Origin of the sequence: Halomonas cupida (assembly GCF_900142755.1) — a bacterium.
GTDB lineage: Bacteria > Pseudomonadota > Gammaproteobacteria > Pseudomonadales > Halomonadaceae > Halomonas > Halomonas cupida.
The window spans coordinates 204,532-224,995 of record NZ_FRCA01000002.1 but is presented as its reverse complement, the minus strand read 5'-3'; the positions used below and the strand labels follow the sequence as shown (position 1 = coordinate 224,995).

The window sequence follows — 20,464 nt, the reverse complement described above, 5'->3', positions numbered from 1 at the left end:
CGAGGTGTCATGCAGTTCCGGCGCATCATGCCGATGCTGAGCGATGCGCAGGTCTGGGCTGGCCACGCTCTTCGGTAACGATGATGTCCGGGTCGGGGCGTCGATCATTGACGAAGCTGCGGAAACGCTTGAGTTTCTCGGGATCAGAGAGCGCATTGGCCCACTCGCACTCGTAGTTGTCGATCACCGTCTGCATCTGGCGGTCGAGCTCCTCGCCGAGGCCGAGGCTGTCGTCGAGAATCACTTCCTTGAGGTAGTCGAGACCTCCCTCGAGGTTCTCGCGCCATACCGAGGTGCGTTGCAGACGGTCGGCGGTGCGGATGTAGAACATCAGTATCCGGTCGATGGTACGGATCAATGTCACATCGTCGAGATCGGTGGCAAACAGTTCGGCATGGCGTGGGCGCATGCCGCCGTTGCCGCAGACATAGAGGTTCCAACCGTGCTCGGTGGCGATCACTCCGATGTCCTTGCTCTGCGCCTCGGCGCACTCACGAGTGCACCCGGAGACCGCGAACTTGAGCTTGTGTGGTGAGCGTAAGCCCTTGTAGCGATTCTCCAGGCGAATCGCCATGCCGACACTGTCCTGGACACCGTAGCGGCACCAGGCGCTGCCGACGCAGGACTTCACGGTGCGTGTGGACTTGCCGTAGGCATGTCCGGTCTCGAAGCCGGCGGCGATCAACTCTCCCCAGATGGCGGGGAGGTCCTCCAGGCGTGCGCCGAACAGGTCGATGCGCTGGCCGCCGGTCACCTTGGTGTAGAGGTTGTACTTGCGACCCACCTCGCCCAGCGCGATGAGTTTGTCGGGAGTGATCTCGCCGCCGGGAATCCTTGGTACCACCGAATAGGTACCGTTCTTCTGCATATTGGCCATGAAGGTATCGTTGGTGTCCTGCAACGAAATATGCGTGGCATCGGTGATCGGTTCGTTGAAGCAGGAGGCCAGAATCGAGGCCACTGCGGGCTTGCAGATATCGCAGCCGAGACTGGGCATGCCATCGTCGAGATGTTTGCCGTGCTTTTCCATCAGTTCGCTGAAGGTCTTGATGCCTTCAACACGAACGATGTCGTACAACTCCTGGCGGGTATGCGTGAAGTGCTCGCAGAGCGCGGTATCGACTTCCATGCCACGCGCGGACAGCTCATGATCGAAGACATTCTTCAGCAGGGCGGCACATCCGCCACAGCCAGTGCTGGCTTTCGTCGTGCCCTTGAGCGTGCCGAGGTCAGTGCAGCCATTGTCGATGGCTGCACTGATCGCGCCCTTGGTGACATTGTGGCAGGAGCAGATGGTGGCGCTGTCCGGCAACGCATCCGGACCCAGAGCCGGGGCTCCCTCGCTGCTGGGCAGGATCAGCGCGGCGGGGTCATCGGGAAGCGTCAGGCCGTTGGCAAAATACTGCATCAGGGTGTCATAGCCGGCGTTGTCGCCGACCAGCATGGCACCGTGCAGTCTGCGACCATCGCTGGACACCACCAGTTTGCGATAGACCTGCTTGAGTTGGTCGAAATAGCGGAACTGCCTGGCGCCGGGAGTGCGGTCGCCGTGGGCATCGCCGATGGCGCCGACATCGACCCCCAGCAGCTTGAGTCTGGTGCTCATGTCGGCACCGGTGAAGGCACTGCCGCCGCCGGTCAGAGTGTCAGCGGCTACCTTGGCCATTTGATAGCCCGGCGCTACCAGCCCGAAGATGCTGTGGTTCCATAGTGCCACTTCGCCCACGGCAAGGATCGCCGGATCGCTGGTCAGACAGTGATCGTCGATCACCACACCACCGCGCTCACCGATTTCCAGACCACAATCCCGGGCCAGTTGGTCGCGAGGGCGGATGCCGGCCGAGAACACGATCAGGTCGGTCTCCAGCACCTTGTCGTCCTGGAACACCATGCGCAGGCGGCTGGTCTCACCGGGTTCGATGCGCTGGGTGGCACGCTCGGTGAGTACCTGGACGCCGAGTCCCTCGATCTTCTCGCGTAACAGCTCACCTCCCTGGGCGTCGACCTGCATCGGCATCAGCCGCGGTGCAAACTCCACCACGGCGGTATCCAGCTCGAGCCCACGTAGGGCATTGGCAGCCTCCAGTCCCAGCAGGCCACCGCCGACAACCACGCCGGTGGTGGCCTGGACAGCAGCCTCGCGGATGGCATCGAGGTCCTCCAGCGTGCGGTAGACCAGACAGCCATCGGCGTCGTTGCCGGGAATCGGTGGCACGAAAGGCCAGGAGCCGGTGGCCAGCACCAGACGGTCGAAGGCATGGCGTTCGTTGTCGGTGACGACCTCGCGAGTGCTGCGGTCGATGGCAGTCACCGCTTCATGAAGGTGCAACTCGATATCGTGCTCGGCGTAATACGACCTGGTCGACAGGGACAGTGACTCGGCATCGCGACCACTGAAGTACTCGGACAGATGCACGCGGTCATAGGCCAGGTGACGCTCCTCACCGAACACCAGAATGCGGTATTGCTGGTGGGCCTCGCGCTCGACCAGTTGTTCGACCAGATGGTGGCCAACCATGCCATTGCCGATCACGATCAGTGTCGGGCGCGCATTGTCATTATGATTGTCATTGTGAGGAATCGAGGGGGTAGGACTGGTCATCATGCGGCCTCCCTGGAGAGCTTCTGGTGGTCTGGAGAGTTGTCTGTCGCGGACTGTTCGGCCATCAATGCCTCGGTATCGGCCTGGCCAAGCAGTAGTGAATGACGCACGGATACCAGCGATAGGCGTTGCTGAGCGAGCTCGAAGAGCCATGGGCCCATTCGGGTGTCGCCGTACAGCACGGCGCCAACCAGACGGCCGTTGGTGAGCAGGAGGCGTCGATATTCCGCCTGTTCGCTGTCCCGGTAGGTCAATACTTCATGTTCGGGCCGGGCCTTGGTGGGTCCGAAGGCAAACAGCGAGATACCGGATATCTTCAGGCGAGTGGCGCAACTGGCTTCGTGGTAGGGATTGCCTGGTGTGCCACACAGGCGCAGAGCCAGCACCTCGACCTGGTGCCAGATCGGCTCGACCAGGCCATAGGTATGCTGCTCGAACTGGCAGCACTCGCCCAGGGCAGAGATATGTGGATCCGAAGTCAGTAGTTGGTCGTTGACCAGTAAGGCGCGATCGCAGGCGAGTCCAGCACTGCGTCCGGGTTCAACATTGGCAGTGATGCCGGTGGTGATCACCACAACCTGCGCAGGCAGGGGAGTCTGCTGGCCCTGAAGGTGTACGCCGCAGGCTTTGCCATGCTCATCGCCGATGATCTCGGCGATCTGTGCTCCGGTATGCAGGCGGATGCCGCGCCCCATCAGTTCCTCGGCAAGCATGCCTGCCGCGGTGTCATCCAGTTGTCGGTTCATCAAGCGCGGGCTGCGCTGCAACACGGTGACCTGCATGCCGCGCTTGCGAAGTCCCTCGGCGGCTTCCAGACCCAGCAGGCCGCCGCCGACCACAACCGCCTGACCGCCCTGATCGGCGTCGGTGGCTAGTGCCTCGGCATCTGCCAGGTCACGAAAGCCATAGACCCCTTTGAGATCAATACCGGGGACCTCGGGCATTGCCGGGCGTGAGCCTGTCGCCAATACCAGATGGTCGTAGTGGATGATCTCGCCGTTATCACATTCCAGCCATTGCTGCTGACGGTGGATGGCCACTACCGTCTGGCCACAGCGACGGATGAGCAGTGGACCGTCGCTGTGTTCGGCATGAGCCAGAGTGAGCCCGGCGGTGTCGATCTCGCCAGCAAGCCAGGGAGACAGCATGATGCGGTTGTAGGCTGCCTGGGGCTCCTCGCCGATCACGGTGATCCGCTGGGGAGCGCCGGGCATGCGGCGCAATGTCTCGATCAGCCGGTGAGCAGCCATGCCATAGCCGACGATGACCAGATGCGGGTGTGGTGATCGCTGATGTGGCGATCTCTGATGTGGTGCGTGTCGATGAGATATGTGCTTGGGATGGGTCACGGTCAGTCTCCATAAACGAAAAAGACGTCCGGCATGACGCTCCACCGCTGGAGGCATGCCAGGACGTCTTTGTCCGGGGAATTGCGATCGCCGTTGACCGCTCGGCTGTGATGGCCGTTACTGCTCAAGTACCAGTCAAGTTACGGGCCATAATTCATAAAGTTGATGAATATCATGATGTTGAATTCGTTCTGTAGGCGAGTCATGGAAGCGGAAAGAGCGTTTGGCACTTCATTGGTGCGTTGCGGCATCAAAGTGCACAGCGCTGTAGCACTGTTCCACTGTGGGCGAGTCGATCTGACGCCCTTGTTGTCCCAGCAGGTCCTGCATCTGACCGGCCAGTGTGGTGAAGTCAGGTAGATTCGGACGTAGCGCATCTCCCAGGCGCAGGTCGGCGATGTCACTGCTGAGCGTCTGCTGGTCGAGATGTTGGATGCTGTGGTCAAGGTATGGAGGCAATGCCAGCCACTCGAGGGTGCGTTGAGGGGCATCGACTTCGCAGTTGAGCCAGTTGGCTGCTGCCCGTAATGCACGGATCAGGGCCGCCAGTGTCGCCGGGTAGCGCCTTGCCCAGGAGGCCGTGACACCCAACACTTTCTCGGGGTGACCCGGCATCAGGTCGGCGCCACGCGCGACAATGCGACCGAGACCGCGGTGCTGGGCAAGACTCCCCCAGGGCTCTCCCACACAGAACCCATCGATTTGACCTTCGCGCAGGGCATCGACCATGCGTGGTGGTGGAAGTGCCACCAGTTCCACTCCGGACTGGGGATCGATATCGCCGAGTGTCAGCCATTGGCGTAGCAAAAGGTGCTGACAGCTCCAGGGATAGACCATGGCCAGGCGTGCCGGAACTCGTGCACCAGTCTGCCGACGCTGGTCGAGATACTGGCGCAATCGGTGGGCGTTGTCGGTGGGAGAAGTCTGGCCTGGTGAAGGCATGCCCTCAGCGTAGCGCTCGGAGAGTACCAGGGTGTTGCCATGACGGCTGAGTACGACTGGTGCCAGGGTTTCGCAGGGGGCACGTGCCAGACCCAGACTCATTGCCAGCGGCATGGGCGCCAGCATATGAGCGCCATCCAGCATTCCCGCTGCCACCTTGTCACGTAGTGTCGACCAGGCGTTTTCACGTGACAGACTGACATCGACACCCTCGGCCATGAAGAAACCCCCTTCGCGGGCAACCACCAGCAACGCAGCATCCAATAGCGGGATGAAGCCCAGACTCAGGGATGACAACTCCGGTATGGGGATTATCGGCGCAGCCGTTGCCATGGTGGACAGGTTGGTGTCGCTCATTTTCCTTTCTCCTGTTGGCCGGGGGACAGCTGCTCGAGGATATCGATGACATTGCCGGCGACTTCGCCGATACGCTGACCGCGATCCATGGCCAGCTTGCGCAGCATGCGGTAGGCCTGCTCTTCATCGCAGCTCTGGTGTTTCATCAACAGTCCCTTGGCGCGCTCGATGCGCTTGCGGTCGGCTAGCTGATTACGGGCGCGGTCGAGTTCGAGGCGCATGGACTGGAAGGATTCGAAACGGGCAATCGCCACATCCATCACCGACTTCACGCGGCTCGGTACCAGACCATCGACGACATAGGCGCTGACACCGGCCTTGACGGCGGATTGCAGTGCATCGGAATCATGCTGATCGGCGAAGAACACCACCGGGCGAGGGTTCTCGCGATGCAGTAACGCCATGCTGTCGAGGGTGTCACGGTCCGGGGATTCCATATCAATGATCACCACGTCGGGTTGGTGACGGGCGACCATGTCATTGAGGCTGGTCGGGTTGGCCAGTCGGCAGACCACTGCATGGCCTTCGCTGGCCAGTGCTTCCTCGACCATGGCGGCGCGCACGATCTCATCGTCGACCAGCAGAACTTTCAGGGGCTGGGGCATGGGGGTAGATCGCCTTGTTCGAACATATACCGCTTGCGTTGCAAGATATGTTCCAGGGTTGGATGAGCTACGAGCTACGAGCTACGAGCTACGAGCTACGAGCTACGAGCTACGAGTCAGGAGTCAGGAGTCAGGAGTCAGGAGCGGAAGGCCCCCTGTCTATAGGTGGAAAGTCGCACCCTTGTGGTGCGTCTGGATGATGAGATGCTGGCTGATGGTGCGGTGCAGCGAAGGCGCTATGGGGCCTGGAGGGCTGAAGTCTGCTGAGATGCTGCATTGACCATTACCTGGCACAAGGTTTGCTTCAACAATGTTGACCAGGTGAGGCCATTGTCGGCTTCCCTATCCGGCAACGACGCCCATCCTCGACAGACCGATACAGGCTCTGATGAGGGTGGGCGTCGTGTTTCCGGCTTCTGTTGGCAGTGATGGAGGTACCTATGGCACAGCCCCGGCAGCAACCCGATGACCACCTGAAGGAGCGGACCACTTGCCCGTACTGTGGCGTGGGGTGTGGCGTCAAGGCGCGCCTTGAGCAGGGCCGCATGGTGGATGTGGAAGGCGATAGTGATCACCCGGCCAACTTCGGGCGGTTGTGCGTCAAGGGCTCGGCTCTGGCGGAAACCCTGGGTGATCATGGCCGTCTGCTCGAGCCGAGGGTCGATGGTCGGCCTGTTGACTGGGAGGTTGCGCTGTCCGAGACGGCATCTCGTCTTCAGGCGATACGTGCTGAGCATGGTGATACGGCTGTGGCGGGATATCTCTCGGGCCAATTGTTGACCGAGGACTATTACGTTGCCAACAAGCTGTTCAAGGGCTTCCTGGGCACGCCGCATCTGGATACCAACTCAAGGCTGTGCATGGCGTCGGCGGTGGCGGCCTATAAACGCTCCTTCGGTACCGATGCGGTGCCGTGCAACTATGAGGATCTGGAAGAGGCCGAACTGGTCGTGTTGGTGGGCTCCAATCTGGCCTGGAACCATCCGGTTCTATTCCAGCGGTTACGTGTCGCCAAGGCTCGCAACCCGCTGATGCGAGTGGTAGTCATCGATCCCCGCGTGACTGACAGCTGCGAGTTGGCAGACCTGTATCTCGGTATTCGCCCCGGCTCCGATGCGCGTCTGTTCAATGGTTTGCTCACCTGGATGGCAGACAGAGGACGGCTTGACCCGGTCTATCTGCAACGCCATACCAATGGCTTCGATGAGACTCTGGCAGCGGCGCGGGAGGCGGTGTCGGATATCGAGTCGTTGGCGGCGGATTGTGATGTCGATGCCGAGCGCCTCGAAACCTTCTATTACTGGTTTTCCAGCCAGCTGCATGTGGTCACGCTGTACTCCCAGGGGATCAACCAGTCGACCAGCGGCACCGACAAGTGCCAGTCGATCATCAACTGCCATCTGGCCGGGGGCAAGATCGGGCTGCCCGGTGCCGGGCCCTTTTCGATCACCGGCCAGCCCAATGCCATGGGCGGTCGTGAAGTGGGGGGGCTGGCCAATCAACTGGCGGCCCACATGGATTACGATAGCCCCGGAGCCATCGATCGCGTGACTCGCTTCTGGTCGACGCCTGAACTGACGCCGACTCTGCCCGAAGCGCCTGGTTACAAGGCCGTTGAGCTGTTCGAAGCTATCGAGCGCGGTGAGATCAGAGCGTTGTGGATCATGGCCACCAACCCTCTGGTCAGCCTGCCGGATGCCAATCGTGTGCGCGCCGCCATTGAGCGCTGTCCATTGGTGATCGTCTCCGAGTGCATGACGGATACAGCCCTGGTCGAAATGGCCGATATCGTCCTGCCTGCCAGTGGGTGGTCGGAAAAGGACGGTACTGTCACCAACTCCGAACGGCGGATCTCGCGCCAGCGTGGAATGCTGCCACCTCCGGGGGAGGCGCGGCACGACTGGTGGATCATCAGCGAGGTCGCCAGGCGTCTCGGCTTTGGCGAGGCCTTCGATTACTCGCATCCGTATCAGATATTCACCGAGCATGCGCAGCTCTCGGGTTTCGAGAACGACGCAGAGCATCAGCGTCGGCTGTTCAACATCTCGGCGCTGGCGGAGCTGGACCGTGCTGCCTATGACGCCCTGAGCCCCATCCAGTGGCCGGTTACCGCGAAGGCGCCACTGGGGACCGCTCGATTGTTCGAGGATGGTCGTTTCATCACCGCGGACGGCCGCGCCCGCCTGTGGCCGGTGCAGCCCAGAGGGCCTGAACAGTCACTGTGCAATGACTACCCCTTGAGGCTCAATTCGGGACGGATCCGTGATCAGTGGCACACCATGACTCGTACCGGTCGGTCGGCGCGCTTGATGAACCATCGCACGGAGCCATTCGTCGAAGTACACGAGGAGGATGCGCGTGAGCATGGGCTGGTGGATCGGGGGCTGGCGCGTATTGTCTCGGCCACCGGCGAGATGCGGGCCCGGGTAAGAGTCTCGCCCGCCCAGCGGCGTGGAGAGTTGTTTGTCCCCATCCACTGGACGGATCGCTTCAGCGGTGCTGCGCTCAGCGGCAGCCTGTTTCGAGGGCTGACCGACCCCCTGTCCGGTCAGCCTGAGTCCAAGCACGGAGCCGTCAGAATCACCTCTCTACCGATCACCTGGGAGGCCAGTCTGGTACTGGATCACCAGTTGGATGCCCAACTCGGCGCGGCAGTACGTGATGACAGCAGCTACTGGACGCGTATTCCTCTCGAGCAAGGCGTGTGTTGGCAGATGGCCGGAGAACCCCGAGCCGAGCAGCGTGACTGGCGAGAGTGGTTGGCGAAGATGCTGCCGGTACCGGCAGGGCCACTGGCGGATGACCCCAGCGCCGAGCGTTTGCGTGCCGCGGGGATCGAGGAGGGGCGCCTGCGCTGGTGGCTGATGGTGGGTCCCGTCACGGAGCTTCCGGGCCTGGGCTGGATCGGCCAGCGTCTGGGTGACGCTATCTCCGGGCAACCATTGACCGATGAACAGCGCCGTCGAGTGCTGGCGGCCTGCAATGATGGGACTGCCCACCAGGGCCCGATAGTGTGCAGCTGCCACCAGATTGGCCGTGCCTCGATTGTCGGGGCCATTCGCCAGGGAGACGACAGTATCGAGGCGCTGGGCGCACGCCTGGCCTGCGGCACACAGTGCGGTAGTTGTATCCCTGAACTCAAATCACTGCTTGAAGAGGAAAAGAGCCATGCGAACGCTGCTATCGGTGATACAACGCAAGCCCTCGCCGTTTGAGCCTCAGGCGTCCGTAGAGCGCCCGCCGTGGTCTGGGGGAGTGTTCATGCAGCGTCGCCTGATGAAGCTGGCGGCCAGTGTCGCACGCCAGGCTCTGCGACTGGAGAAGCGCTTCGAGGGACATCTGCACCGGGGCTTGTCGGGCAGTACCAGCGGAGAGGCCGACGGTGCATCCAGGCCGGTGCAGGGCAGGGTGTACCTGGTCGGTGCCGGTAGTGGAGCAGGAGATCTACTTACCTTGAAAGCATGGCGTTGCCTGCAACGGGCCGATGCGGTGGTCTACGATCGACTGGTTGGCGACGAGGTACTGGCGATGATTCCGGCTCACGTCGAACGCCATTATGTGGGCAAGGCCCGCGGCCACCATAGCGTGGCCCAGGAGGAAATCGGCCAGCGTCTGGTCAGCCTGGCACGGCAGGGCAGGAGGGTGGTGCGTCTCAAGGGCGGTGACCCTGGGGTGTTCGGCCGAATGGGCGAGGAACTGGCGGCACTCGATGATGCCGGCGTGTCCAGTGAGATCGTACCTGGTATCACGGCAGCCTCGAGCGCCTGTGCAGCCATGGGGATACCGTTGACCGATCGCTCTCACGCCCAGACGTTGCGCTTGATTACGGCCCAGCAATGTCGGGAAGGTGGTGAGCCGGACTGGACGGCATTGGCACGTGAGGACGAGACGCTGGTGTTCTATATGGGGCTCAACAAACTGGAGGCGATCTGTCGAGGACTACGCGGTGCCGGGCTGGCTGACGAATGGCCGGTGATGCTGGTGGCCAACGCCAGCCTTGCCGAACAGCAGAGTCTGGTGGGGACGCTCGCCGATATGCCGGAGCAGTTGCGAGACAATCCCTTGCCATCACCTTGTCTGATCATCGTCGGCAGTATCGTCTCGATGGCACACCAGCGCCGCGCCATGGATCTCCGTGTGGTGGATATCGATACTGAGGATCATGATCTGTTCAAGGCGAAGAGCGCTTGAGAGTCGCCGTGGCAATGCCCATGACCACCAGAGCACTGCCACTGAAGCGGGACAGGGCTGCCATTACCGCTGGCCGGGCGATACGGCGACGCAGCTTGTCAGCGAGTAGCGCGTAGGCCAGGGCGTTGATGGCAGCCAGGCCGACAAAGGTACCGGTCAGTACCATGAACTGGGGCAACAGAGCATTCCCCGGCGTGATGAACTGGGGCACGAAGGCAATGAAGAAGGCAATGGACTTGGGATTCAGCGCGGTCACGATGGTGGCATGGGTAAACACCTTGCGTGCCGAAGCTCCGCTCGTCTGGGTCAGGTCGTTGGGGCTGGCTGTGGAAGCACTGCGAAACAGCTTGATACCCAGGTAGACCAGATAGACGGCGCCCAGCCATTTCAGTGCCGTGAATACGGTGGCTGATGTCATGACCACCGCCCCCAGCCCAGCAAGGGAGGCACACATCGCCAGCAGGTCTCCCAGCGATACTCCCGCCACAGTGGCCAGCGCCACGGTTCGACCCTGACTCAGGGCATAGCTCAACACCAGCAGCACCGTGGGGCCGGGAATCAACAACAAGGCGGTGGAGGCGGCGACAAACGCCAGCCAGAGTTGAACGTCCATGAAGTCACTCCCGAAAGGGCAAGGCTGAGGATGAAGATGAATATGGAGCTAGCCATATCCCGGTGACCAATGGAAGGGGCGAATGTATTCCATCGCCGGAGCTCCCGGCCATCGGTTGATGGCCGGGAGAAGAGTGGTTACTGATAAAGCTGGAACATCAGCCAGGCTCCGCTCAAGGCACAGGCCCATCCCAGCAGGCGCAGGATGTGACTTCCACTGGAGAGCTTGAGCAACAGCAGGGCGGTCATGGCCCCCACCACATGTAGGGTGACGGTGGTGGCGACGAAGCCGAGGGTATAGGTCAGCTTGTTGTCCATGACCGGCATTTCATAGCCGTGGGCGTATCCATGAAAAAGGCCGAAGATACCCACTGCCAGAGCGGCGATGACAACCGGAAAGGTTCTTTCCAGGCCGATGGCCAGGCCGAGCAGTACAACGGAAAGCGTTATTCCCAGTTCCACTCCGGGGAGATTGATCTGCTGGAACCCCAGCAGTCCGCCGAGAATCATACTGCCTACAAAGGCGCTGGGCACGATCCAGATGGCCCGTCCGCCCATCTGACAGCTCCACGCACCTATGGCAAGCATGGCCAGCAGGTGGTCGAGTCCCGAGAGCGGGTGTAGCCAGCCTCCACCCAGGCCGGTGTGAGCTTCGGCGTAACTGCTTATCAGCAGCAGAGCGAGCCACATCAGGGGCTGAAACATCGTAATGGAACGGAAAGGCGTCTTCATGGGGTGCGGGTTCCCAGGTTGGTCAAGGTAAATGAGTTGCTCAAGGTGAATCAGTTGGCCTGGTCAAATTGATCGGTCAGGTCGATGGTCAGAGAGCTCCACAGGCTCTCCCAGTCGGCGCTGTCGTCGCCGCTTGGTTCCATGTGCACGGCGTTGAACAGCCATAGCCCGGGCTCCATCAGATCAAATGACACCATGCCCTGAGCATTCGATCTGGCGGTCAGCTCGACGACAGGGTCTGCCTTGAGTTGGGCCTTGACCAGCGCGCCTGCCAGTGGCTGTCCGTGGAACAGCAGCTGCAGATCAAGAGGCACCTGTGTGCTGGCATGCAGCGGATCGGTGCGCGGGACAAGTTCCAGCGGAAGATCCATCTGTTGGTCGTAGCCCTGACTCTGCTCATCAACGAGGATGATGCTCTTGGCACAGCGCGAGAATATCTCGCGTCCCGGAGCGTCCATCAGTCCAAACTTCTCACGCAGTGCAAGGACGTTATTCAGGCCTTCTTCCTCGAGATATTGATTGAACTCGTCGCCAGGCAACTCGGTTGAGGCGGAGTTGGTGCGCATGGCGACCACCAGCGAACCGGGGGCTCGAGCGGTGATGTTGCCCACCGCGAGAGCGCCTTCTCGACCATCAACCTCGCGCGTACCCTCGACATCCCTGGCCTGAAACCAGCTGACAAGATCGGGGATACGGGGTGTCTGCACTCCAGGCCAGGTCGGGCCGATTCGCAGTTCGAAGACGACTCGCTTGCCCTCGTGGGTAATACCGTCGTGTGGTACCAGCCAGAATTCATGGGCATATGCCGCTGGAGCCAGAAGTAGGGCAACACAGCAGCCCGTCAGGCAGCCTGGTCGAATGGATGATGTGATGACGCGGGCCGTTGATGTGATGAAGCTCTGGCGCAACAGGCGAAAGGAAGGTGGGGAACGAAGGAGTGTTGGGAATGACGCGACTGAGAACAAGGCTGCTCCCTCGGGTAACAAGAAATCTGGAAGGGGCGGCAGTGGGGACCCCACCACCGCCAGATCATCATGACTCGCGTTGTGTCGCGATCATTCCACGGACACCGGTATCACATAGGGGAAGGACTCGGTGTACAGCTTCGGATTCTCGATCTTCTGGTCCGTTGGCGTGCCCAGCAGCATGGTCAGCACTTCGCTCATGGCATCATCATCCAGTGGGCGGCCGTTGCGCTCGGCGGCGCTGTATGTTGCAGGCGTTCCTGTTTCATAGGTCAGCACGTCCGGTACCAGCATATCGGCAACCTCATTGCCGTACTTGATGGGGTCTTCCTGTGAGTCGGCCAGAGTGGCGGCGCGAGAGACACGCGCTGCGACGATGGGCTTGATGGCATTCTGCATGTTCGGACGACTACGATCATGGCTCACTTTCAGAGCCTCGTTCTCGAACAGCATGATATGTGAGAACAGTGGGTTGGCTGAGTATTGCACCTGACGCCAGCCATCGCCCTGTGGGATCGACGTGGTCATGAAGGTGCGGGTGGTGGAGCCGAGCATTGAATTCGGCACATCGAGGACGATGGAACCGGCCTTGCGACCTACGAAGATACTGGTGCCTTCGGCCTGTGCCCAGATATCGGGGTTGTAGGGCTGGCCAGCATTGAGTTGAGCACGCAACAGGCCCAGGCTGGGAGAGTTCCCGTAGAAGGGGTCCTGGATGGCGCCGGCCCAGACCTTGATACCACCGGACAATTCGCTGGCTTCGCCGATAGTGCCTTCGCCGATTTCGTCACCGACAGTACCGACATCTCCGTTGGGAGTCTCTGACTGATAGACGGTGAACTGGTTATCTTCATTGAAGTCGAGGGTAAAGGTATGCCCTGTCTCGAAGGTCTCGTCACTGGAGACGTGGATGTTGTAGAGGGCGTCGGTTGAGAAGATGCCTCCCTCTCCAGCCTCGGGCGTTACGCTGACATCCATGACGAACACCGTGTGGTCGGGGCGTTCGGAAGCAAAGACGTAGTTGTCCGACTGATTCAAGGTCGGATTCTTCTGGACGAAGGTCGTTTCGAAGTGATGACTGGCGAGGGCCTGGCTGCTGACCAGACAGGCCCCGCTGATGATGGCTGCCGTGACAGCGATGACACCTTTGTTCTTGAAATGCATCTTCTTGAAATTCATCTTCTTGAAACTCATTGAGATCTCCAGAAACGCAAGAGCGCGTCGATCAGGTTGATACCACTGTCGAGCGTTGAGCTCCCTGCGTAAGCAGAGCTCATGGACAACTGGTGGCTCCCTGCTCTGAACAATCCCGCATCAACAGCGGGAAGTAGGCAGGCAAGGAGACACAGGCTGTGCGGACTATTCTTCCCGTTCGGCATACTTTTCGATGATGTCGGCTCTGGCAGGTGTCCAGCAGGTCAGAATCTCGCCTGTTGGTGTCAGGCACTCCAGATTGTGCGGGTCTTCCGAGTGCACCAGAACGGAGTCGCCAGCGGTCAGAAGGACCTTCTGGTCACCGTTGGTCGCTTCGAACTTTCCGGAGATGACAATGTTGGCTTCCTGATTGAAATGGTGATGTGTGCCCTCGAACCCCTTCCCGGTAAACCACAGTCTGGCGACCATCATTTCTTCGGTGTAGGACACCATCTGAAGGGTGACGTCATCGTTGAGCTTGTACTTCTTGAATGGTTTGGTCATTGCGGCGGTCCTTTTGTATTTCCTGCTCACTCGGAGAGTCCGTTCCGGTGGCTGGTGTTGTTGTGTAAAGATTGTTGACAGAAACCGTGCATGTAATTGATTGTGTTAAGTTTTCATGCAAGACATCTGTGTAATTTATTGTTTCTTTTGGCATGGCTAAAGCCTAGGGGGCTCCGGGATAGGTGTCCATGTCCCGGGCCTTATTCGGCTGTGGGAAAGGTCGTATGTGCACAGTGCTTTTAGTAGGGAGCCTGGATTCAGGCTCGTTGCCGATGAGATACCCGCAACTCCCTGGTTGGAGGCGAGCTGACTCGGTAATGATGTCGACAGGGAAGCAGCTGATTTGCGGAGAAGCGTCGGGTAGCCAGTAGCTCAGGTAGAGGGGGGGATGATTTCTCGAGTGGATCCAGTGGCGATCTCTTCCATGTCGGAAGCCGCACTGCGCAGCATTGCCAGCAGGGCGACAGCGGCAGAAGAAAGGGCTGCATGGCGCCGGGTGATGATACCGAGATGGCGAGGCAAGCGAGGCTCGACCAGTGGTCGATAATCAAGCCCGTCCAGAGATATCTGGCGGAAACTCAATGATGGCAACACGCTGATGCCGAGGCCCGCCGCGACCATACGCCCGACGGTGGCAATCTGGCTGGCGTCACAGAGGATATCCAGGCGACAGCCGATATCTTCCATCAACTGGTCGATCTGTTGGCGAGAGCTGGATTGGCGGTGGATACCGATGAAGGGGTAATCCGCCAGCAATCGCCAGGCCACTTCCCGGTGCTCCAGCAGCGGATGACCCTGTGCGCAGACCACGACGTTCTGGTCATCGATGATTGGAGTGAAATCGAGGTCCTCGGCATCTCGAGGGGGCACCGATAGTCCGAAGTCTGCACGCTCATCGCGCACCATGCCGGTGACTTCATCGGCGAGCACGTCGTGCAGGCTCAGATTGATGCGTGGGTAGTGGCGGTGAAACTCGGCGATGACACCGGGCACCAGGCCCGCAGCCAGGGTCGGCAGAGCGGCGATGGTGACCTTGCCGCGTTGTTTGGAGAACAGCGCACCGAGATCATCGAAGGCCTCTTGCCAATCCTGCAGCAGGCGCTGGGCAGTGGGGAGAAAGTCGCGTCCTTCCGGGGTCAGGCTGAGCTGCCGCCCGTCGCGGCTGAACAGCTTGCCGCCGACCTGTTCCTCGAGGTTCTTCAGCGCAATCGAGATGGCTGGCTGTGACAGGTGCAGTCGTTCGCTGGCTTGCGCCAGACTGCGAGAGCGAGAAACGATGACAAAGGCCTGAAGCTGCTTGATGCTGGGATTCATAAATTTATTAAAACGTTTTTTAAAAACTATTCAATAGTCAAAACGTAGTCTGCCGACCATGCTGGAGTCGTTCATCTTGTGGGAGGGCAGGACTCGAATCCCACGACTTCTCTTGTGGCACAACAACAAGCCCTCGAGGGCAGGAGTACGCCATGAAATTTCGTATTGCCACTGTAGCGGCAAGTATTGCCATGCTGGCCGGCGTGTCATCGGTCGAGGCGCAACAACGTCTGCTGATCGGCTCTACTTCCAGCTCTTCCAGTCATTACGGTTACTTTGTCGCTGTCAATCAGTTGATCAACGAGCACGTCGAGAGCGTTGATGCCTCCGTAGCGGAGACAGGGGCTACGGTCGACAATCTGCGCCGCCTGAGCCGTGATCAGATCGACATGGGGCTGGTGACCACCAATACCGGCTATCAAGCGTATGCCGGTGAGGGAGACTATGCCTCACGTCCAGTGGATACGCGCCTACTGTGGGTCTATACCGTAGCACCACAGAATGTAGTGCTGCGTCAGGATGCGGGTGTTTCCCGCCTGGCGGAGCTTGATGGCGTACGGCTCAACCCCGGGATCACCGGATCATCCACCGAGACAACCACCGAGGCGGTGCTGGAGACCCTGGGCATTACACCGGAATACGTGCGCGGTTCGACCACGGATGTGGTGGATTCGATCAAGGACGGTCGCATTGCCGGTTACGTCAAGTCTGGAGTTGGCAAGCGTCTTGATGGCTCGACCATGGATATCGCCACCTTCACTGATGTCGCGGTACTGTCACTGGATCAACAGCAGGCAGAAACATTGCGTAGCGAGATGCCGGACCTCGCGGTGGTCGATATCCCGGAAGGTGCTGCCGAAGGTATTCCTGCCTACACCACCTGGGCCTTTGGTGTGGCCATGCACGCCTCTCCCTCGCTGGATGAGGAAACCGCCTATCGGATCGTCAAGGCGGTGATGGAGCATCCTGAACCTCAGGTCAATGCCTTTGCGGCACTGGAAGGTGAGGACATGGCCGAAATGACACTGTCGGTCGGAAGCGTTCCTTTGCATCCCGGTGCGGCGCGCTACTTCGAGGAGCAGGGTTACGAGATTCCTGATGCCTTGATGCCGGTCGAACAGCCCTGAGTCTGGTGGAAGAACAGCCCTGAGCCCGGTTGAAACAGCCCTGAGCCCGGTTGAAACAGCCTTGAGCTCGGTTGATGACCAGCGTCACCGCATAGCGAGACATTTCCATGCTGACTCTGATATCCCGTTGCCTGGCGTTGCTGCTGGGCTCGATGATCCTCTATACCTCGGCATTCGGCTCCTTCGAGAGCCTGGTGCAGCGCAGCCTGTTCCTGAGCCTGGTGATTCTGCTGGGTCTGACGCTCTATCCGCTGGGGAAGAACAAGGTGTGGCGCCCCGTAGGGGGGGCTGTGGATCTGGTGCTGGCCGTGGGGAGTGTTGTTGCCTGCGGCTATGTTGCGACGCACCACCAACAGATCCTCACCGAACTGCCCTGGGCGAGCACGCGAGACCTGGCGCTGTGTGCGGTGCTGGTGGTGACTATTCTCGAGCTGTCGCGTCGCGCCATCGGCCTGATCTTTCCGCTGTTGGTGGTAGTGGGGCTGGCCTATGCCTGGCTGGGTGAATGGATTCCCGGTCCACTTGGCCACCGAGGTTTCGATATCTTCTACATCACCGAAACCCTGTATCTGGGAGACCTCGGCATCTGGGGCATGCTGGTCGGAGTGGCAGCGACCACCATTGCTGCCTTCGTGATGTTCGGAGGCATACTGCTGCACACCGGAGGCGGCAACACCTTCATGGATCTGGCGCTGCGCATCAGTGGCCGTTCACCAGGCGGTGCCGCCAAGGTTGCCACAGTGGCCTCGGGGCTGTTCGGCATGGTCAGTGGCAGCGCAGTGGCCAACGTGGCGACCACCGGCAACTTCACCATACCCATGATGAAGCGACTCGGTTATCCGGCCCCTTTCGCCGCGGGTGTTGAAGCAGTGGCCTCGACCGGTGGCCAGGTGGCGCCGCCCATACTGGGCGCGGCAGCCTTCATCATGGCGGAGATCCTCGGAGAGAGTTACGTCCGCATTGCGCTGGCGGCGTTGATTCCAGCAGTGTTGTTCTATCTCGGTGTCTTCCTCACCATCCATCTGGTGGCGCGTCGTCGCGGGCTGTGCGTGGTACCGGCGGAAGAGCTCCCGTCCTGGCAGACGATTCTCAAGGCGTCGCGGCTGGTACCGATTCTGGCGGCTCTGGGAGGGCTGTTTGCTGGAGTACTGAGCGGCAAGTCGATTCAGACCGCCGCCTTCTATGGCATCGCCCTGACGGCGATCAGCTATGTCCTGTTTGGACTGCGTGCAGGCACGTCGCTGCGTGAGTTGGTCGTGACGCTGCTCCAGGGATTGCAGGACGCCGGGCGCGGAATGGTCATCATCGGCGTGTTGCTGGCCGGCGCGCAGATTCTGGTGGCGATGATTGGCATGACAGGAATCGGCGTTACCCTGACCAGTCTGATCGTGGATGTTGGTCAGTCGACGCTGGTCGTAGCGGTGATCGTGGCGGCGGTCTGCCTGATTCTGGGGATGGGAATTCCGACCACGGCGGCCTATGTGCTGGTGGCTTCGGTGCTGGCACCTGCCTTGACCGGCATCGGTGTCGACCCACTGATCGCTCATCTGTTCGTGTTCTACTTCGCGACGCTGTCGGTGATCACGCCGCCGGTCTGTGTCGCTGTCTTCGTCGCAGCGGGTATTGCCGAGACCACCTGGCTGACTTCGGCCTTCGAGGCCGTGCGACTGGCGGCTGCCATCTATGTAATTCCGTTTCTGTTGTTGATCTATCCCGCTCTGGCTGGGTTCGGCAGTGGTATCGATATCGTGCTGGCGCTGTGTCAGGGCGTGGTGTTTGTCACGGCATTCGCAGCGTTGATGTCGCGCTGCGAATTCAGTGGCCGTGGTTGGCTGGATCTGCTGGCACTGATTGTCATCATTGCACTGGCGCTTACTCCGGGTTGGCTGACCACAGCAGCTGCTCTGGCGATGACGGTGTTGATCTTCATTCTTCGCCGACGTCGTCTGGCACGGTTGCCGGAGAGCGCTTCAGCGCGCCAGACAGTAGCGAGTCATTCCAGGAGGACTGGGGCATGAGTTTCCTGCTGGGTAGTGGTGCGGGCTTCTCCGGCGATCGCACCGATGCGGCGATTGCCGTGGTCGATGAGCTGATTCGACGTGGTGAACCCTGTGCGCTGATATTCGAGACCCTCGGCGAGCGTACCCTGGCGGCTGCGCATCGACGCATGCGCGAGGATCCGCAAGGCGGCTATGAGCCGCTGATCGACGAACTGATCGAGCCAATACTGGAAAAGTGTCTATCCCGAGGTATTCGCATTCTCGGCAACTTCGGTGCGGCAGACCCTGATGGTGCCTGCCGTCGGATCGAAGCATTGGCGAAGCGTCTCGGGTTGCCCGACGTTGCGCTGGTGGAAGTCTATGGCGATGACATTCGGCAGCGTTTAAGTCATCTGGACCTGGTGCCCTGGGAGGCCGAGGTCGGTGACTTGCCGGATGAGACAGCACTGGTGTCGGCGAACGTGTACCTGGGAGCACAGCCATTGGTGGAGGCTTTGCAGCTTGGTGCTGAGGTGGTGGTGGCCGGAAGAGTGGCGGATCCCGCGCTTTTTCTGGCGCCGTTGATCGATCACTTCGGCTGGGCCCGGGACGACTGGGATCGGCTGGCGGCGGGCATGATGGCGGGGCACCTGGGGGAGTGTGGCGCCCAGGTCAGCGGAGGCTATTTCGCCGATCCGGGGTTCAAGGATGTGCCGGGTATGGCGCACCTCGGGTACCCGATCATTGACGTCGAGGCAGACGGGGTACTGGTGGTGACCAAGCCCGCCGGGACCGGTGGGCTGGTCACCGAGCGCACCGTCAAGGAGCAACTACTTTATGAGGTCCATGACCCGGCCAATTATCTGACGCCGGATGTGATAGTGGATCTCACCGAGGTTGAAGTTCGTCAGCTCGCCACGGATCGGGTCGAGGTGCGTGGTATTCGCGGCAAGCCCGCGCCGGAGAGGCTCAAGACCACGATCTGCTACGACGCCGGCTGGCAGGGCGAGGCGGAGATCTCCTACGCCGGGCCCAACGCTCTGGCGCGGGCCCGGCTGGCGGCGGACGTGCTGCGTGAACGCCTCGGCTTCCGTACGCCCGTCGATCTGCGTGCGCGTTTCGACATCATCGGTCACCTCAGCGTATTCAATGATGATGATGGTGGAATGGCCAATCAGGGCGATGAGCAGCCGGACGGTGATTATCGGCTCAGGCTGGCTGTCGAGCACTCTGAGCGACGCTGGGTGGAGCGTGCTACTCAGGAGTTGATGGCCCTCTACTGTGCGGGCCCAGCAGGTGGTGGTGGCGTCCGACGTCACTTTCAACGACGCCTGTTGAGCGCCTCCTGGCTGGTCAGACGTGAAGATATCGTTGCTGGCGCCAGGTGGTACAGGGGCGATACCGACGCTCCGGAGTCATTGGGGGAAAAGAGGGCCGCATCATGACTATACCGCTCCAGACCCGTCGCGCGCGGTGTCTGCACGACATTGCCCATGCTCGCGCTGGTGACAAGGGAAATCGCCTCAACCTCGCCGTTTTCGTCTATGACCCTCACGACTTCCCATTGTTGATGGAAGTCGTCACCGAGGAGCGAGTGCTGGCGCTGTTTGCACATCGTGGAGCCTCTGAAGTGAAGCGTTATTCGATGCCTGGGCTGCATGGCATGAACCTCGTCATTGACGATGTGCTGCAGGGGGGAGTCAACGGCGCTCTGAATCTGGACGGGCATGGCAAGACACTCTCCTTCCTGTTGCTGTCGATGCCATTGAGTGCTGAGTGATCCGCAAGGTATTGGCGCAGGACTCCTGTGACCATTGCTGAGGCACTTCCGCAGAAAGCATGCGTCCACCAGCTCCGTAAAACAGGGTATTGGCCCAGCCTCGTTCATGGAGCGCGGGGCCTGCAGTGGCAGGATCCACGATAGGACTGGAGAGAAGACAGGTGCACAATACGTCAATGGACAAGTGATATACCTGAATTCGGAAATCGGC

Annotated in this window: 16 protein-coding genes; 6 read left to right on the top strand and 10 right to left on the bottom strand. The window is 60.5% G+C overall.

Translation table 11 applies throughout. From position 1 onward, the window contains the following. Nucleotides 1-25: 25 nt before the first annotated feature. From nirB to BUE38_RS05220, 4 genes are all read right to left on the bottom strand, one after another. Complete coding sequence (nirB, locus tag BUE38_RS05235) at nucleotides 26-2,602, bottom strand: nitrite reductase large subunit NirB (RefSeq protein ID WP_073434176.1); 2,577 nt, start codon at nucleotides 2,600-2,602, stop codon at nucleotides 26-28. Beyond that, on the bottom strand, nucleotides 2,602-3,951 hold the full coding sequence (locus tag BUE38_RS05230; RefSeq protein WP_234986778.1) for an NAD(P)/FAD-dependent oxidoreductase: 1,350 nt from the start codon (nucleotides 3,949-3,951) through the stop codon (nucleotides 2,602-2,604). The genes nirB and BUE38_RS05230 overlap by 1 nt, the downstream gene beginning before the upstream one ends. A gap of 231 nt (nucleotides 3,952-4,182) precedes the next feature. Then, the gene (locus tag BUE38_RS05225; RefSeq protein WP_234986777.1) at nucleotides 4,183-5,250 is read right to left on the bottom strand and encodes a CmpA/NrtA family ABC transporter substrate-binding protein; all 1,068 of its coding nucleotides are present in this window, start codon (nucleotides 5,248-5,250) and stop codon (nucleotides 4,183-4,185) included. Continuing rightward, nucleotides 5,247-5,855, bottom strand: a complete 609-nt coding sequence (locus BUE38_RS05220) for an ANTAR domain-containing response regulator (RefSeq protein ID WP_073433980.1) — start codon at nucleotides 5,853-5,855, stop codon at nucleotides 5,247-5,249. Before BUE38_RS05220 ends, BUE38_RS05225 begins: the two co-directional genes overlap by 4 nt. Before the next feature lie 440 nt (nucleotides 5,856-6,295). Between BUE38_RS05220 and BUE38_RS05215 the strand changes: the two genes are divergently transcribed. Further along, nucleotides 6,296-9,070 (top strand): nitrate reductase, encoded by a 2,775-nt coding sequence (locus BUE38_RS05215; RefSeq protein ID WP_073433979.1) that lies wholly within the window; start codon nucleotides 6,296-6,298, stop codon nucleotides 9,068-9,070. A 46-nt stretch (nucleotides 9,071-9,116) separates the two neighbouring features. Continuing rightward, entirely contained in the window at nucleotides 9,117-10,046 is a 930-nt protein-coding gene (gene cobA / locus BUE38_RS05210; protein ID WP_234986776.1) for a uroporphyrinogen-III C-methyltransferase, read from the top strand. Here cobA and BUE38_RS05205 read toward each other — a convergent pair. The 6 genes from BUE38_RS05205 to BUE38_RS05180 all read right to left on the bottom strand — a co-directional run bounded on the left by BUE38_RS05205 (nucleotide 10,027) and on the right by BUE38_RS05180 (nucleotide 15,367). Further along, a complete protein-coding gene (locus tag BUE38_RS05205) occupies nucleotides 10,027-10,659 on the bottom strand; it encodes a LysE family translocator (RefSeq protein ID WP_073433978.1) in 633 nt (210 codons plus the stop codon). The two genes, cobA and BUE38_RS05205, sit on opposite strands and share 20 nt — an antisense overlap. 137 nt (nucleotides 10,660-10,796) lie before the next feature. After that, nucleotides 10,797-11,390 carry a HupE/UreJ family protein gene (locus tag BUE38_RS05200; RefSeq protein WP_200802137.1) on the bottom strand — a complete coding sequence of 198 codons (594 nt, stop codon included), beginning with the start codon at nucleotides 11,388-11,390 and terminating at the stop codon, nucleotides 10,797-10,799. Nucleotides 11,391-11,440: 50 nt separating this feature from the next. Beyond that, nucleotides 11,441-12,409 (bottom strand): DUF4198 domain-containing protein, encoded by a 969-nt coding sequence (locus BUE38_RS05195; RefSeq protein WP_234986775.1) that lies wholly within the window; start codon nucleotides 12,407-12,409, stop codon nucleotides 11,441-11,443. A gap of 36 nt (nucleotides 12,410-12,445) precedes the next feature. Then, the gene (locus BUE38_RS05190) at nucleotides 12,446-13,549 is read right to left on the bottom strand and encodes a DUF4331 family protein (protein ID WP_073433976.1); all 1,104 of its coding nucleotides are present in this window, start codon (nucleotides 13,547-13,549) and stop codon (nucleotides 12,446-12,448) included. Nucleotides 13,550-13,714: 165 nt separating this feature from the next. After that, nucleotides 13,715-14,053 (bottom strand): cupin domain-containing protein, encoded by a 339-nt coding sequence (locus BUE38_RS05185; protein ID WP_073433975.1) that lies wholly within the window; start codon nucleotides 14,051-14,053, stop codon nucleotides 13,715-13,717. A gap of 372 nt (nucleotides 14,054-14,425) precedes the next feature. Further along, the gene (locus tag BUE38_RS05180) at nucleotides 14,426-15,367 is read right to left on the bottom strand and encodes a LysR family transcriptional regulator (protein ID WP_073433974.1); all 942 of its coding nucleotides are present in this window, start codon (nucleotides 15,365-15,367) and stop codon (nucleotides 14,426-14,428) included. 152 nt (nucleotides 15,368-15,519) lie between these two features. Here BUE38_RS05180 and BUE38_RS05175 point away from each other — a divergent pair, with 152 nt between their 5' ends. The 4 genes from BUE38_RS05175 to BUE38_RS05160 all read left to right on the top strand — a co-directional run bounded on the left by BUE38_RS05175 (nucleotide 15,520) and on the right by BUE38_RS05160 (nucleotide 20,253). After that, entirely contained in the window at nucleotides 15,520-16,494 is a 975-nt protein-coding gene (locus BUE38_RS05175; RefSeq protein WP_073433973.1) for a TAXI family TRAP transporter solute-binding subunit, read from the top strand. A 107-nt stretch (nucleotides 16,495-16,601) separates the two neighbouring features. Continuing rightward, complete coding sequence (locus BUE38_RS05170) at nucleotides 16,602-18,512, top strand: TRAP transporter permease (protein ID WP_073433972.1); 1,911 nt, start codon at nucleotides 16,602-16,604, stop codon at nucleotides 18,510-18,512. Next, nucleotides 18,509-19,918 carry an acyclic terpene utilization AtuA family protein gene (locus BUE38_RS05165; RefSeq protein ID WP_073433971.1) on the top strand — a complete coding sequence of 470 codons (1,410 nt, stop codon included), beginning with the start codon at nucleotides 18,509-18,511 and terminating at the stop codon, nucleotides 19,916-19,918. The genes BUE38_RS05170 and BUE38_RS05165 overlap by 4 nt, the downstream gene beginning before the upstream one ends. After that, nucleotides 19,915-20,253, top strand: coding sequence for an AtuA-related protein (locus tag BUE38_RS05160; RefSeq protein ID WP_073433970.1), 339 nt, complete (start codon nucleotides 19,915-19,917; stop codon nucleotides 20,251-20,253). Before BUE38_RS05165 ends, BUE38_RS05160 begins: the two co-directional genes overlap by 4 nt. The last annotated feature ends 211 nt before the right edge of the window (nucleotides 20,254-20,464 follow it).

What these genes read in the sequence shown, in the direction of transcription:
- nirB (WP_073434176.1), bottom strand. Translation starts at nt 2,602, where the DNA reads ATGACCAGTCCTACCCCCTCGATTCCTCACAATGACAATCATAATGAC.
- BUE38_RS05225 (WP_234986777.1), bottom strand. Translation starts at nt 5,250, where the DNA reads ATGAGCGACACCAACCTGTCCACCATGGCAACGGCTGCGCCGATAATC.
- BUE38_RS05220 (WP_073433980.1), bottom strand. Translation starts at nt 5,855, where the DNA reads ATGCCCCAGCCCCTGAAAGTTCTGCTGGTCGACGATGAGATCGTGCGC.
- BUE38_RS05215 (WP_073433979.1), top strand. Translation starts at nt 6,296, where the DNA reads ATGGCACAGCCCCGGCAGCAACCCGATGACCACCTGAAGGAGCGGACC.
- cobA (WP_234986776.1), top strand. Translation starts at nt 9,117, where the DNA reads ATGCAGCGTCGCCTGATGAAGCTGGCGGCCAGTGTCGCACGCCAGGCT.
- BUE38_RS05205 (WP_073433978.1), bottom strand. Translation starts at nt 10,659, where the DNA reads ATGGACGTTCAACTCTGGCTGGCGTTTGTCGCCGCCTCCACCGCCTTG.
- BUE38_RS05200 (WP_200802137.1), bottom strand. Translation starts at nt 11,390, where the DNA reads ATGAAGACGCCTTTCCGTTCCATTACGATGTTTCAGCCCCTGATGTGG.
- BUE38_RS05190 (WP_073433976.1), bottom strand. Translation starts at nt 13,549, where the DNA reads ATGAGTTTCAAGAAGATGAATTTCAAGAAGATGCATTTCAAGAACAAA.
- BUE38_RS05185 (WP_073433975.1), bottom strand. Translation starts at nt 14,053, where the DNA reads ATGACCAAACCATTCAAGAAGTACAAGCTCAACGATGACGTCACCCTT.
- BUE38_RS05180 (WP_073433974.1), bottom strand. Translation starts at nt 15,367, where the DNA reads ATGAATCCCAGCATCAAGCAGCTTCAGGCCTTTGTCATCGTTTCTCGC.
- BUE38_RS05175 (WP_073433973.1), top strand. Translation starts at nt 15,520, where the DNA reads ATGAAATTTCGTATTGCCACTGTAGCGGCAAGTATTGCCATGCTGGCC.
- BUE38_RS05170 (WP_073433972.1), top strand. Translation starts at nt 16,602, where the DNA reads ATGCTGACTCTGATATCCCGTTGCCTGGCGTTGCTGCTGGGCTCGATG.
- BUE38_RS05165 (WP_073433971.1), top strand. Translation starts at nt 18,509, where the DNA reads ATGAGTTTCCTGCTGGGTAGTGGTGCGGGCTTCTCCGGCGATCGCACC.
- BUE38_RS05160 (WP_073433970.1), top strand. Translation starts at nt 19,915, where the DNA reads ATGACTATACCGCTCCAGACCCGTCGCGCGCGGTGTCTGCACGACATT.